We start from the raw sequence: 12,546 nt of genomic DNA, 5'->3' as shown, positions 1-12,546 counted from the left end.
TTTCAATGACAGAAAATAAACGAAGACTATTGGTGGTGCTGGCGCACCCTGATGATGAGACTTTTGGCATGGGCGGCACGCTGGCGCTTTACGCGCGCCGGGGCGTGGAGGTGCACCTGGTGTGCGCCACGCGCGGCGAAGTGGGCGAAGTGGAGCCGGAGCGGCTGGCAGGCTTTGCATCCGTCGGAGAGCTGCGCGAGCATGAGCTGTGCTGCGCGGCGGAGGTGCTGGGGCTGCGCAAGGTGCATTTCCTGGGCTACCGCGACTCCGGCATGCCGGGCAGCGCGGACAACCAGCACCCGCAGGCATTGGTGCAGGCGCCGGTCGAGAAAGTGGCCGCACAAGTGGCAGCTTACATCCGCGAGCTGCAGCCCCAGGTGGTATTGACCTTCGACCCGGTGGGCGGCTATATGCACCCGGATCACATTGCCATTCACAACGCCACGGTGCTGGCGTTCGAGATGGCGGGCGACCCCAAAGCCAAGGGACAGACACTGCCGCCTTTTACACCGCAGAAGCTATACTTTCACACCATGCCGCATGGTTTTATGAAGCTGGCAGTGAAGCTGATGCCGCTGTTCGGCAAAGACCCGAGCAAATTCGGGAAAAATGAAGATATCGACCTGACGGCTGTTTTGGCGAACGATTTTCCCACCAACGCGCGCATCAACTATAAAAAAGTCGCACCCATCCGCGAACAGGCTTCGGCCTGCCACGCCAGCCAGGGCGGGGATCGCACCAGCGGCTACCTGGTCACCTGGCTGCTGCGACAAATCAGCTCAACGGAGACCTTCATGCGCGCGGTTCCACCGCCAGCGAAGGGCTATGTGGAAAAGGATCTTTTCGAAGGGATTAAATAAATAATAAAACCTCTCATTGCGAGAGGTTTTATATCAGTTAAGAAAAAGGAATATTAAAGAGATTCTCTAAAATATCCCAGAAAAGAAAACTTCAGGCGTGAATATCCGTTAAATAGTACAAGCTGATTTTTTCAGGGCAGTATAATAAAAATATCAAACAAGATCGGGCAAAATGAGTAAAGACGAAAATATAAAAACCGCCTCACCAAAATGGAGTCCTTCAACCAAGACAATAGTAACGCTGCTGATTTTGGCCGCGGTGGTTGCTTTAATGATCCGTTTTTCAAGCATGTTAAATACCCTGGTTACCGCGGTTGTAATCGGCGTTATTTTTTATCCTTTGGCTGAACTGATCAGCAAAAAGACAAAGATTTCCTGGAGCTGGTCGGTCACGATTGTCTATATTGTGGCGGTTGTGATCACTTTTACGCTGCTGGCGCTGGGCGGAATCGCTATTTTTGAACAGGTACAAAACTTTATCAACTTCCTGCAGGACAGCCTGGTTGAAATTACCAATTTCTTTAATAACATCCCTTCCACGATAGTAAGCGTCGGCCCGTTCGTTCTGGATTTTTCCTATATCAATTGGGATGAAGTCAGCAATCAACTGTTAGCGACCATCGAACCGGCCCTGTCGAACCTGGGCAACGTGATCGGCGGTGTGGCAACCGGAGCGGCCGGGTTCATAGGTTCGTTATTCTTGTCCATGGTGGTCTCCTTCCTGATTTTGAATGAAAGCGGGGGCAACCGCCGGAAGATATTCTCAATTAATATTCCGGGTTATGAACGCGATTTTAGCATCCTGAGCGAAAAGATCAACACGATTTGGAGCACTTTTCTGCGCGGGCAGGGCATTGTGTACCTGCTGCGTTTCGCCATGTATCTCATCATCCTGAGCGTTTTTCAGGTGCGCTTCCTGGTCGGCATGGCTATTGTCGCAACCATCGGCAACTTTATCCCTTACATCGGCGTGGCCATTTCCTGGATCACAATATTCCTGGTAGCTCTGCTGCAGGGCAGCACCGCTTTTGGCCTTGATCCTTTGACTTACGCGCTGATCGTGATGGGTATCGGCTGGATTATGGATAACATCTATGATACATTCTTTAGCCCGCGATTTATGGCAAATATGCTGGAGGTCCATCCGGCAGCCATCCTGGTTGGCGTTTTCGTCGGCCTGAGCCTGTTTGGTTTTTGGGGCATGGTATTGGCAGCCCCGATCCTGGCGACCCTGAAATTGCTGCTAACCTACATAGGCCGCAAATTGTTGGATCAAGACCCATGGGAGATACCCTCCGAAAAAGAGGAAGAGGATGTAAACTTACCCCCTTTGGGAAAAGCCCTGAAATCAATTTCCGGCTGGACCAAAGAGACATACGAAAAGATTAAGACAAAAGACGAAGAATAATTTGAAAGGAGAATTTGATTATGGCTGAACAACCTGAAACCAACATTGAGAGTATTGTCGAGACGGAGGATAATTTTTTCTATACCGCTGAGGAACCGGATGGAGAAATTACTTATCATCTGCAATTCAACAACGTCACCATGCATTTCTTCACCGAAGAATGGCAGACCGCGCTTGATTTTCTTGAGAAAGTCGTTGCCGCTTCCAAAAAACTGAAATAGAGATTGGATTCACGATCATGGATTTAGACCAAGCAAAAGAGTTCAGTAAATTCGATCCGGAAGACATGCTCGGGGCCATCCGGGCGCTGCCGCAGCAGTTGTGGACTGCCTGGGAAACCGCAGGCAAACTGCCATTACCCGAACAGCGCAAATACACACAAATTTTGGTGGCCGGGATGGGCGGTTCGGCCATCGGCGCGGATATTCTGGCAGGGTATGCTGCCATGGAATGCGCCGTGCCCGTGTACGTTTTACGCGGCTACCAGCTGCCCGCATGGGCGCAGGGGCCGGATGTGCTGGTGGTTTGCTCCTCGCATTCCGGGAACACGGAAGAGACGCTGGCTGTTTTTGACGAGGCGATGGAACGCAAATGCACCACCATGACCGTTTCGACCGGCGGTAAATTGAGCGAGAAAGCACGCGCTGCCGGAGCGGTATGCTGGAATTTCGACCACAAAGGCCAACCGCGCACCGCGGTGGGCTTTTCCTTTGGACTGCTGCTAAACCTGCTTGACCGGTTAGGATTGCTGTCCAGCCAGGAAGCGCCGGTAAAGCAAGCCGTGTCCGAAATGGAAGCGTTGGGAAAAAAGATAGACGCCGAAGTGCCGGCCGTGCAGAACGTTGCCAAACGCCTCGCAGGGCAGGCGGTCGATCGCAACCCGGTGGTATTTGGCGCGGAACACCTGGAAGCTGTGGCCAGGCGCTGGAAAACACAAATTAACGAGATTGGCAAAGCGCTAGCCCAGTTTGAATTTATCCCGGAAGCCGACCATAACACCCTGGCCGGTTTGGTCAATCCGGAAGCGCTCCTTTATAAAACTTACGCCCTTTTCCTTAATTCCGAAAGGTATTTTGACCGCAACCAGAAACGGTTCGCGCTGACCTCGGATGAGTTCATGGTTTCAGGGGTATGTGTCGACAAAATTGCCTGCAGCGGCAGCAGTAAGCTGGCGGAAATTTGGACGGCGATATTCCTGGGCGACTACATCTCGTATTATCTCGCTATGGCGTATGAGGTCGACCCGACACCGGTAGAAGCGCTCAATCGCCTGAAAGCGGCCATGAAGAATTAGACTGTTTTTCACTGCAGAAAGGTGAACCCGCTCCCTGAGCTTGTCGAAGTGAGCGGGTTCTTTTTAATCCAAATGTTCCCTTCGACAAGCTCAGGGAACATTATTGATGCTCCTTTCCTCAACAAGCTGCTTCACATAGGGGTGAAAAATAGAACATAATCCCTAACCGACGTATAATATAGACAGATATGGCTCGCAAGATTTTGCACATGGATTTGGACGCTTTTTTCTGCGCGGTCGAAGAAAAGTTTGACCCGTCCCTGAAAGGCCAGGCCTTCGCAACCGGCGGATCGCCGGACGGGCGCGGGGTGGTGACTTCGGCTTCGTATGCCGCGCGCAAATACGGCATCCATTCCGCCATGCCAATGAAACAAGCGCTGCGGCAGTACCCGCAGTTAAAATTGGTGCGGAGCCATTATCGCGATTACGTGGAGCTTTCCCGCCAGGTCATGGACATTATCCGGGGGCTGACCCCGCTGGTGGAACAGATTTCCATCGATGAAGCATTCCTGGATGTGAGTGACCTGCCGCAGAGCGGCGAAGAGATCGCGCGGGAGCTGCAACAAAAGATCTACAGCGAGCTGGGACTGCCTTGCTCGATTGGGGTGGCCTCCAACAAGCTGATGGCGAAAATCGCCACCAACCAGGGCAAGGCGCGGCATAAATTACCCAGCTCGCCCATGGCGATCCTGAATATACCGGCCGGGGAGGAGGAAGCCTTCCTGGCTGATTTGCCTATCGGCGAGATGTGGGGGGTGGGGCCAAAGTCGGCGGCCAAGTTCAAAGCCCTGGGCATCGAAAAAATCGGCGATATCGTCAAGCAGCCACAGCCCTGGCTGGAGCAGCATTTCGGTAAATTCGCGGTTGAGCTGGTGGAACGGGCGCGCGGCATTGACGATCGACCAGTGGCGGAATACGAGGGAGTCAAATCCATCAGCAACGAGGTGACTTTTTTTGAGGATTTAGGCGACCAACAGCTGCTGCTGCGCACCATCCGCATCCTCTCCGAAAAAGTGGGAGGACGGCTGCGCAAAAAAGGATTGGCGGGCAAGACCGTACGCATCAAGCTGCGCTGGCCGAATTTCGAGACCATCACCCGCCAGGTGACCCTGGAACAGCCTACCAACCAGGATTCGCTGATCTTTCAAACCGCAAAAGAGTTGTTCCTGGCCGAGTGGAAGGCCGGAAAGAAAATCAGGCTAATCGGGGTGGGGGTGGCGCAAATCTGCACGGTTTACCAACAGCTATCGCTGCTGGACGACAGCTACCAAAAAGAGAAGAATTTACTGCAAGCGTTGGACGACTTACATGCCCGATTTGGCAGGGATGCCATCCAAAAAGGCATCCAGTCCGACGACTATCGTTCGTGGAAAGATTCGTAAGATTCAATTGTTTGCTGATACAAATCGATAATGCGGGGCGTGATGACATCCCAAGCGTAGGAGCGGGCGTAGACGACGCTGTTTTGGCTCATTTCCTCGCGCAGCCCTTCTTTGCATATCAATTGCGTCAAGCGTTCTTCCAATATATCCACATTGTCATTTGGTACAGTAAAGCCGGTCTTGCCGTTCTGCACCAGGTGCTGCAGCCCGCCGACCTGGGTGGCGATCACGGGCGTGCCGCAAGCCATGGCTTCCAGGGCAACCATGCCGAAAGATTCGTAGTGCGAAGGCATAATCACGATATCCGCAGCGGAGTAATAATATTGCAGAGTGTCCTGGTCCTGTTTGCCCAGGAACAATACCAAATCACCTACGCCCAATTCCCGGCAGAGTTTTTGGAGGCGCTGCATTTCACGGTTCATCTGGCCCTCTTCCGCGTCCGGTTCGCCGCCGATGATGTACAGGTAATGCGGGCAGTTGGATAAAACGTCTGAATGCTTGAGCTGCGCGATGGCGCGAATGAGAATGTCGATGCCTTTGAGCGGTTCGATGCGGCCGACATACAGCAGCATGCGTTCATCTTTGGGAATGCCAATAAATTCCTTGGCTTCGTCTTCCGGAATGGGATAAAAACGAGTGGTGTCCACGCCGGGCGGGATCACCTCAATTTTTTCCGCGGGCGCGTCGTATAAGTTCTCCAGATGGTTCACTTCATCCGAAGTCGCGGCGATGATTTTATCCGCAAGACGGATGACCTCACGTTCGCCTTCCACCCGGATGACGCTTTCCAGTTCCTCCTCCGATTTGGCAATTCGATTTTTCAACAGAGCCAGCGTATGAAACATGTGAATGATGGGCGTGTTCCAGCTTCGGGCCAGTTCTCCCGCCGCCAGACCGGAAAGCCAATAATGCGAATGGATCAGGTCGTATTGAATCCCTTTAGAAGCGGCGAATTCGTCGATGCCGCTGATAAATTCCGGGATGTATTTGGTGAGTTCGATTTTCGGCAGGGGGCTTTCAGGGCCGGCTGGAACGTGCACAACACGGTTGCCGCAGCCCAGATCGTGCAGGACATGCGGGACGTGCTCATCCTGAGAACGGGTGAATACATCCGCATGAATACCCAAGTGTCCGAGGTAAGTGGTCAGGTCGCGGACATACACGTTCATGCCGCCGGTGTCTTTACCGCCCAGAGTTGCCAAAGGGCAGGTGTGGTAGGAGATAATTGCTATGTTCATTTTTCCTTGTCGATTATAATTGGAAACTGATATAATTCTGCGCGTGCCACCGTAGCTCAGCCGGCAGAGCAGTCGCTTCGTAAGCGACGGGTCAAGGGTTCGATTCCCTTCGGTGGCTTTTTATTTTGCATCGGATTGGGCTGCATTCATATGAAGAAAACATTCATCTATTCCATTATTCTTTTGCTATTTCTCGGTAGTTGTTCTTTCTTTGATATTCTAACATCGCAGGAAAACCCAACCCAAAAATCCCCTGGCGCCGATTCCAACAACCCGGTAAACGATTTGCCGGTATATACTCAATTGGATGGCGTGAGCTGCATCCCGGACCTGACGGAGGTTGAAACCGCGCGGGTGAAACGGGTTATCGATGGGGATTCCATCGAGGTTATCCTGGACGGCGAGGTGTATCAGGTGCGGTATATCGGCGTCAACACGCCGGAGTATTACTCAGAGGAACGAGCCGATGCCATAAAAGCCACACAGGCAAATGAGGCCCTGGTGGAAGGGAAGACACTTTACCTGTTCAAAGACCAGTCTGAAACGGACAAGTACGGGCGGCTGCTGCGCTACGTGCTGACGGATGACGTCTTTGTGAACCGCGAACTGGTGCGGGAAGGGTACGCCGAAGCGCGCGAGTATCGGCCGGACACGGCCTGCCACAAGGTGTTCGAAGCGGTGGAATAAAGGGCATACAAGAAAAATCCTGTTCTTCTTGAATGAATTTGAATAAAACTGTGGCTAAACCTGTCAAAGCCCACGGTTGCCTTTAATTAACACTTTAGTGAGTTGAAGACGTGACGTCTGAAACAAAAAACCACCCGTTTGATGGGTGGCTTTGATTATTGAAGGTTCGAACCCTTCGACAGGCTCAGGGTTCTACTACCCTTCGACAAGCTCAGGGTTCTACTACCCTTTGACAGGCTCAGGGTTCTACTACCCTTCGACAGGCTCACGGTTCTATAACATTTCTGCTTAGTTGATCGTGTAGGACGATAACTGCACGTAGCCGTAGGCTTCCACGGGGAAGTTGATGCCGTAGAGTTTGATGGATATGCCGTTGACGTTTTGCTTGACCAGGCCGATGTGGGGCGCGTACCAAAGTTCGGTATTGACCGTCAGTGTAGTGGAAATATTGACATCGTTGCCCTGAATGTTGGTTTGCAAGTTGGAAACGTCGAACGAAATCTGGCGCTCCATTTTTACCAAATCGCTGAAATTCCCGGCAGGCACCTGCATGGTTTCACCGATTCCCGCGACTTTCCAATTCATCTTAACCGGGCTGTTATCCAGCACGGCGGAGAGTTCTTCGCCTTCGTAATAAGCCTGCAAGCTGCCCGAAGCGGTGTAATTGGTCTCCCACTCCATCGACCAGTTGTTAGCGATGAATTCCTGCTCGGAGGGCATGAAGGTGCCGCTCTGGTATTGCAGCTCGATGTTGCCGGCTAGTTCACCCAGCACCATTTTCAACTCGGTCATGGGGAAGTTGAGGATAGCCTGATCGCTGCATTGGACAGCGGATTCCGTGACAATACCGGTGTCGTAACTGAGGGCGGCCAAGACTGCCGAAGAACCGCTGTTTTCAGAGACGGTAAACGCCATTGAGGATTCTTCAGTGCCTTCGGTGTCTTCCATGCCAAAATCATAGACCCATTGATTATCGAGCGTCATGGGATAGAAAATGTTGTCGCAGGGATTGGCAGCGGTTTCCGCAGCCGGCGCTTCTTCTCCGGCCGCTTCGCCTGCGGCCGGCGCGGATTGTTCCTGCGGCGGTTCAGCGGCAGCTGCGGGCGCACCGCATGCGGTCAGTATAACCAAGGCCAATAAAACAGCCAGAACTTGCGTGATAGGTTTACGTTTCATTATATTTAACCTCCACCTACTGGTGTTAGGAAAGCCACTTCAGCGTTCTCTTTGAGAACGTCTTCATCCAGCACAATCTTTTTATCCATGAGGATCATAATATTATCCAAGTGGGTTCTCAGTGCCGGAAACCTGGCTTCGAGCATGCCTTTCAGGTCTTTGATTGTAGCCTTTTCCGGCACATCTATTTCCAAGCTGCCGGTTCCGGCTTTTTCTTTTAAATGATAATATAGGGTGACTTTAATTTTCATAGGTCTCTTAATTGTATCAAAAACATCATAAAAACCAGTAAGGTATAATCACATTTATGTCAGATAATTCATCCCCCATTGTAATCGGAATTGCCGGCGGAACCGGATCGGGTAAGACTACGGTAGCCAATGTGATCCTGAACCGTGTTGGCAAACAGCGCATCGCATATCTGCCGCATGACGCGTATTACCGCGACCTGCATGACCTGCCTTATGAACAGCGCGCAGCAATCAACTTCGATCACCCTAATTCTTTGGAATCCGAACTGATGACCGCGCACATCCTGCGCCTGAAGCAATGGGAAGCGGTGGATATCCCTGTTTACGATTTCAGCATTCACACCCGCACGGAAAAGACCATTCGCGTGGAACCCCGCCCGGTCATTCTGGTAGAAGGCATTTTGATTTTTGCCGAGCCGGAGCTGCGGAAATTATTTGACGTAAAGATCTTTGTGGATACGGATGCGGATATCCGCTTCATCCGCCGCCTGGAACGCGACATCACCGAACGCGGCCGGACCACGGACATGGTGGTGAACCAATACATGGCCACTGTGCGGCCGATGCACCTTGAATTTGTTGAACCCTCCAAACGCTATGCTCATGTCATCATTCCCGAGGGCGGCCTGAATGAAGTGGCTATGGATATGATCATTGCCCGTATTGAGGCCCTACTACAGAAGATGGATTGAGCCGGAATGCAGGAGAAGTCGCGTAAGCTCTTAACACGTGGCCTTATACTGATTCTGGTTTTTTTATTAACACTCCTGCTCATCCTCAACCGAGATAAAGTACAGGATTTCGGCCATTACGGCTATCCCGGTATTTTCCTGGTTTCTGTTTTATCCAACGCAACTTTAATTTTTCCCATTCCCGGAGTCGTGTTCACTTCAGCCATGGGCGCCGTTTTCAACCCTTTTTGGGTAGCGGTAGCAGCCGGCAGCGGCGCCGCGATTGGCGAGCTGACAGGCTATCTGGCCGGATTCAGCGGGCAGATCATCCTGGATCGGCGCGAGTTCTACGACAGGATGGTGGAACTGATGCGCAAATACGGCGACGTAGTTGTGTTAGTATTAGCAGTCATTCCCAATCCGGTCTTTGACCTGGCAGGGATGGCAGCAGGCATGTTGAAATTACCGGTCGGACGTTTCCTTTTATGGTGTTCGATCGGAAAGATCTTAAAAATGCTGGTTTTTTCATATACAGGAGCGTCAATCCTCAAATTGTTTGAACTCCCCTGATCAAAATCTAAACAGGCAGTACCCAATGAATTTTCAAAATATCGATAAATATATAGACTTAAATATGGACGCCAGTCTGGCAGATCTTGCACGGCTGGTCGCTCAACCCAGCGTGTCCGCCCGGCGGGAAGGATTGGTGGAATGCGCCGATCTGGTTGTTGAACTTTTCAAAAGAAGGAATTTCCAAATTCAACGTTTTGAGAACGACGGCGCGCCCATTATTATTGCGGAGCGCAAAGGCCGCAGCGATAAGACCATCCTGTTTTATAACCATTACGATGTACAGCCGGCCGAGCCGCTGCGTTTGTGGAAAACACCGCCTTTTGAATTATCACGGAATGATGGACGGGTATTCGGCCGCGGCGCTAACGACAACAAGGGCAATATCGTCAACCGGCTGCTGGCGATTGACGCACTGCTGGCGGAAAATAATGAGCTGCCCTGCAACGTGAAATTCATCATTGAAGGGGAAGAAGAGACTACCTCCGAACACTTCGGCCCATTCGTGCAAGCGCATACTGAATTGCTGCAGGCTGACGCCTGCATCTGGGAATTTGGAGAAGTGGACGCCAACGATCTGCCGCTGCAATTCCTGGGGCTGCGCGGCATCCTGTACGTTGAGCTGGAAGTTGAGACAGCCAAACGGGACGTGCATTCGGGCACGGGCGGTTCAATCATTCAAAATGCCGCCTGGCGTCTGGTTTGGGCGCTGAACACGTTGAAATCGGGCGACGAACATATCAATTTGCCCGGATTTTATGATGACGTGCTGCCTCCCAGACGGGAGGATATCGATTTTATGGCGGCACTGCCCGACAATGCGGCGGACTATAAAAAACGGTTTGGCGTCAAGGAATTTCTAAATAACATCAGCGGCGGAGTTGATCTGGCAGTGGCAGAAGCTTTTCTGCCAACCTGCACCATTTGCGGATTGTCCTCCGGTTATCATGGGCAGGGCGCGAAAACCATTGTGCCGGCCAAAGCCAGCGCCAAGATCGATATCCGGTTGGTACCCAACCAACGGCCGGAAAAGGTGCTGCGGCAACTACGCGAACATCTGGATAAGCATGGATTTGAAGACATCCGCATTACGGTATTGAGCAGCGACGCACCGGCACGGACCGACGCGGCCGACGATTTCATTCAACTGGTGGTAAAAACGTCGGGCGAGATCTACGAACAACCCATGAAGATAGTCCCCATGACAGGCGGTTCCGGGCCAAACGCTATCATTCAGGACGCGCTGCACATTCCAATCGCGACTTTAGGAATCGGCTATCCCGACTGCCGGGCGCACGCGCCCAATGAGAATATCCGGCTGGATTTGTACCTGAAAACAGCCAAACACATCACGCGAATATTATCGGAGTTTGGGAAAACAAAGGATTAGCTGTTGATTTTGAACCAGACATATGCGTAGGGTTCCAAAAGCAGGGTACCGTCTTCAGTATTGATATAGCTTGATGATTGGTTTGCCGATTGAGTCAATACCCGGACATTGAAACCACTTAAGTCAACCGGCTGGGGTGTATCGGTTAAATTGTGGACACAAATTAAACCGTCCCTGCGGCTGCCGCGCAGAATCGCAAACAAGCCTTTATTTTCACGGAAGAGAAATTCCATTTCCTGGGTATCGAAAATATCATTTTGCTTACGCAGCGCGATCAAACCGCGCAGCCGATTGAAGAGCGAATTCTCGTCCTTCATTTGGTTTTCCACGTTTAATACCTGATAACGGTAATCACCCTGGTCAATGACCGGCAGAAAAAGCCGGCCATCTTCCCGTTCCGAGAAGCCCGCATTCTTTGCCGCGGACCACTGCATGGGGGTACGTACACCATCACGGTCATTCAGCCAAATGTTATCGCCCATGCCGATTTCGTCCCCAAAATAAATGATAGGAGCACCCGGCAGCGAGAAGAGCAAGGCATACAGCAGCTCAATTTTGTATGGATCGCCGCCCATCAAAGGCGCCAGACGGCGGCGGATGCCCAGATTCAAGCGCATGCGCGCTTCAGGCGCGTAAAAGTTCCACAGAAATTCCCGTTCATCCTCCGTAACCATTTCCACGGTCAACTCATCGTGGTTGCGCAGGAAAGTGCACCATTGGCAATTCTCGGGTATCTCAGGAGTCTTTTCAAGAATGTTGATCATTGAGGTGGTATCCCCCGCCGCGATGGATTTGTAGATACGCGGCATGAGCGGGAAACGAAAAGCCATGTGAAATTCATCGCCATTCCCAAAATAAGGGCGCAGGTCCTGCGGCCATTGATTGGCTTCCGCTAAAAGAATGCAATCGGGATAATCCCGGTCGATCAACGCGCGCAGCTCTTTGAGGTATTCGTGCGTTTCCGGTAAATTTTCGCAATTGGTGCCTTCACGCTCGATCAGGTAAGGAACCGCATCGGCGCGGAAACCATCGATGCCCATGTCCAGCCAGAAACGCATGATGGATTTCATTTCCTCGCGCACGGCCGGGTTGTCGTAATTCAGGTCGGGCTGGCAGTCGTAGAAACGGTGCCAGAAATATTTCCCGGCTTTTTCATTCCAAGTCCAGTTGGACTGCTCGGTATCGATGAAAATAATACGGGCATCCGAGTATTTCTGATCGGTATCACTCCAGACATAATAATCGCGGTAAGGAGAATCGGGATTGGATTCAGCTTCTTTAAACCAGGCGCACTGGTCCGAGGTGTGGTTAACGACCAGATCGGCGATGATACGCATTCCGCGCTTGTGCGTTTCTTCGACCAAAGTTTTGAAATCATCCAAAGTACCTAAATCGGGATGGACATTATAGAAATCCGAAATGTCATAGCCATCATCTTTAAGGGGGGAGGGGTAGATGGGCAACAGCCAGATACAATCCACCCCTAAATGTTTAAGATAATCCAGTTTTTGGGTTAGTCCGCGTAAATCACCGATTCCATCATTGTTGGAATCAAAGAACGCGCGGGTGTGTACCTCATAAAATACCAAATTTTTATACCAAAGATTTTTTTCCAAAAC

General features: G+C 51.5%; 13 protein-coding genes and 1 tRNA gene. 10 read left to right on the top strand and 4 right to left on the bottom strand.

The annotated features are described in order from the left end of the window. Nucleotides 1-5: 5 nt before the first annotated feature. From Pelsub_RS12560 to dinB, 5 genes are all read left to right on the top strand, one after another. Nucleotides 6-860, top strand: a complete 855-nt coding sequence (locus Pelsub_RS12560) for a PIG-L deacetylase family protein (protein ID WP_116223402.1) — start codon at nucleotides 6-8, stop codon at nucleotides 858-860. Between the two features lie 172 nt (nucleotides 861-1,032). Then, nucleotides 1,033-2,268 (top strand): AI-2E family transporter, encoded by a 1,236-nt coding sequence (locus Pelsub_RS12555; protein ID WP_116223403.1) that lies wholly within the window; start codon nucleotides 1,033-1,035, stop codon nucleotides 2,266-2,268. 20 nt (nucleotides 2,269-2,288) lie between these two features. Then, nucleotides 2,289-2,489, top strand: a complete 201-nt coding sequence (locus Pelsub_RS12550) for a hypothetical protein (protein ID WP_116223404.1) — start codon at nucleotides 2,289-2,291, stop codon at nucleotides 2,487-2,489. 17 nt (nucleotides 2,490-2,506) lie between these two features. Continuing rightward, the gene (locus tag Pelsub_RS12545) at nucleotides 2,507-3,562 is read left to right on the top strand and encodes a bifunctional phosphoglucose/phosphomannose isomerase (protein ID WP_116223405.1); all 1,056 of its coding nucleotides are present in this window, start codon (nucleotides 2,507-2,509) and stop codon (nucleotides 3,560-3,562) included. A 188-nt stretch (nucleotides 3,563-3,750) separates the two neighbouring features. Beyond that, nucleotides 3,751-4,944 (top strand): DNA polymerase IV, encoded by a 1,194-nt coding sequence (gene dinB, locus Pelsub_RS12540; protein ID WP_116223406.1) that lies wholly within the window; start codon nucleotides 3,751-3,753, stop codon nucleotides 4,942-4,944. Here the strand turns inward: dinB and Pelsub_RS12535 are convergent. Then, nucleotides 4,920-6,182, bottom strand: coding sequence for a glycosyltransferase (locus Pelsub_RS12535; RefSeq protein WP_116223407.1), 1,263 nt, complete (start codon nucleotides 6,180-6,182; stop codon nucleotides 4,920-4,922). The genes dinB and Pelsub_RS12535 overlap by 25 nt on opposite strands. A 45-nt stretch (nucleotides 6,183-6,227) precedes the next feature. Between Pelsub_RS12535 and Pelsub_RS12530 the strand changes: the two genes are divergently transcribed. Both Pelsub_RS12530 and Pelsub_RS12525 read left to right on the top strand, forming a co-directional pair. Continuing rightward, nucleotides 6,228-6,300: transfer RNA gene (locus Pelsub_RS12530), tRNA-Thr, on the top strand. 32 nt (nucleotides 6,301-6,332) lie between these two features. After that, nucleotides 6,333-6,869 carry a thermonuclease family protein gene (locus tag Pelsub_RS12525; protein WP_116223408.1) on the top strand — a complete coding sequence of 179 codons (537 nt, stop codon included), beginning with the start codon at nucleotides 6,333-6,335 and terminating at the stop codon, nucleotides 6,867-6,869. Between the two features lie 288 nt (nucleotides 6,870-7,157). Here Pelsub_RS12525 and Pelsub_RS15805 read toward each other — a convergent pair whose 3' ends face one another. Together Pelsub_RS15805 and Pelsub_RS12515 are read right to left on the bottom strand one after the other, a co-directional pair. Then, nucleotides 7,158-8,045 (bottom strand): hypothetical protein, encoded by an 888-nt coding sequence (locus Pelsub_RS15805; RefSeq protein WP_194073868.1) that lies wholly within the window; start codon nucleotides 8,043-8,045, stop codon nucleotides 7,158-7,160. A 5-nt stretch (nucleotides 8,046-8,050) separates the two neighbouring features. After that, nucleotides 8,051-8,296, bottom strand: coding sequence for a MoaD/ThiS family protein (locus Pelsub_RS12515; RefSeq protein ID WP_116223409.1), 246 nt, complete (start codon nucleotides 8,294-8,296; stop codon nucleotides 8,051-8,053). Between the two features lie 56 nt (nucleotides 8,297-8,352). Here Pelsub_RS12515 and udk point away from each other — a divergent pair, with 56 nt between their 5' ends. The 3 genes from udk to Pelsub_RS12500 are packed head-to-tail and all read left to right on the top strand — an operon-like array spanning nucleotide 8,353 to nucleotide 10,927. Next, on the top strand, nucleotides 8,353-8,988 hold the full coding sequence (udk, locus tag Pelsub_RS12510; protein ID WP_116223410.1) for a uridine kinase: 636 nt from the start codon (nucleotides 8,353-8,355) through the stop codon (nucleotides 8,986-8,988). A 6-nt stretch (nucleotides 8,989-8,994) separates the two neighbouring features. Next, nucleotides 8,995-9,537 (top strand): VTT domain-containing protein, encoded by a 543-nt coding sequence (locus Pelsub_RS12505; RefSeq protein WP_116223411.1) that lies wholly within the window; start codon nucleotides 8,995-8,997, stop codon nucleotides 9,535-9,537. 25 nt (nucleotides 9,538-9,562) lie between these two features. Further along, the gene (locus tag Pelsub_RS12500; protein WP_116223412.1) at nucleotides 9,563-10,927 is read left to right on the top strand and encodes a M20/M25/M40 family metallo-hydrolase; all 1,365 of its coding nucleotides are present in this window, start codon (nucleotides 9,563-9,565) and stop codon (nucleotides 10,925-10,927) included. Here Pelsub_RS12500 and treS read toward each other — a convergent pair. Further along, nucleotides 10,924-12,543 carry a maltose alpha-D-glucosyltransferase gene (gene treS, locus Pelsub_RS12495; protein ID WP_116223413.1) on the bottom strand — a complete coding sequence of 540 codons (1,620 nt, stop codon included), beginning with the start codon at nucleotides 12,541-12,543 and terminating at the stop codon, nucleotides 10,924-10,926. The two genes, Pelsub_RS12500 and treS, sit on opposite strands and share 4 nt — an antisense overlap. Between the last annotated feature and the right edge of the window lie 3 nt (nucleotides 12,544-12,546).

This window comes from Pelolinea submarina, from assembly GCF_003966975.1.
Lineage (GTDB): Bacteria > Chloroflexota > Anaerolineae > Anaerolineales > Anaerolineaceae > Pelolinea > Pelolinea submarina.
The sequence above is the reverse complement of the archived record's forward strand: the minus strand, read 5'-3'. Positions and strand labels throughout refer to the sequence as shown.

What these genes read in the sequence shown, in the direction of transcription:
- Pelsub_RS12560 (WP_116223402.1), top strand. Translation starts at nt 6, where the DNA reads ATGACAGAAAATAAACGAAGACTATTGGTGGTGCTGGCGCACCCTGAT.
- Pelsub_RS12555 (WP_116223403.1), top strand. Translation starts at nt 1,033, where the DNA reads ATGAGTAAAGACGAAAATATAAAAACCGCCTCACCAAAATGGAGTCCT.
- Pelsub_RS12550 (WP_116223404.1), top strand. Translation starts at nt 2,289, where the DNA reads ATGGCTGAACAACCTGAAACCAACATTGAGAGTATTGTCGAGACGGAG.
- Pelsub_RS12545 (WP_116223405.1), top strand. Translation starts at nt 2,507, where the DNA reads ATGGATTTAGACCAAGCAAAAGAGTTCAGTAAATTCGATCCGGAAGAC.
- dinB (WP_116223406.1), top strand. Translation starts at nt 3,751, where the DNA reads ATGGCTCGCAAGATTTTGCACATGGATTTGGACGCTTTTTTCTGCGCG.
- Pelsub_RS12535 (WP_116223407.1), bottom strand. Translation starts at nt 6,182, where the DNA reads ATGAACATAGCAATTATCTCCTACCACACCTGCCCTTTGGCAACTCTG.
- Pelsub_RS12525 (WP_116223408.1), top strand. Translation starts at nt 6,333, where the DNA reads ATGAAGAAAACATTCATCTATTCCATTATTCTTTTGCTATTTCTCGGT.
- Pelsub_RS15805 (WP_194073868.1), bottom strand. Translation starts at nt 8,045, where the DNA reads ATGAAACGTAAACCTATCACGCAAGTTCTGGCTGTTTTATTGGCCTTG.
- Pelsub_RS12515 (WP_116223409.1), bottom strand. Translation starts at nt 8,296, where the DNA reads ATGAAAATTAAAGTCACCCTATATTATCATTTAAAAGAAAAAGCCGGA.
- udk (WP_116223410.1), top strand. Translation starts at nt 8,353, where the DNA reads ATGTCAGATAATTCATCCCCCATTGTAATCGGAATTGCCGGCGGAACC.
- Pelsub_RS12505 (WP_116223411.1), top strand. Translation starts at nt 8,995, where the DNA reads ATGCAGGAGAAGTCGCGTAAGCTCTTAACACGTGGCCTTATACTGATT.
- Pelsub_RS12500 (WP_116223412.1), top strand. Translation starts at nt 9,563, where the DNA reads ATGAATTTTCAAAATATCGATAAATATATAGACTTAAATATGGACGCC.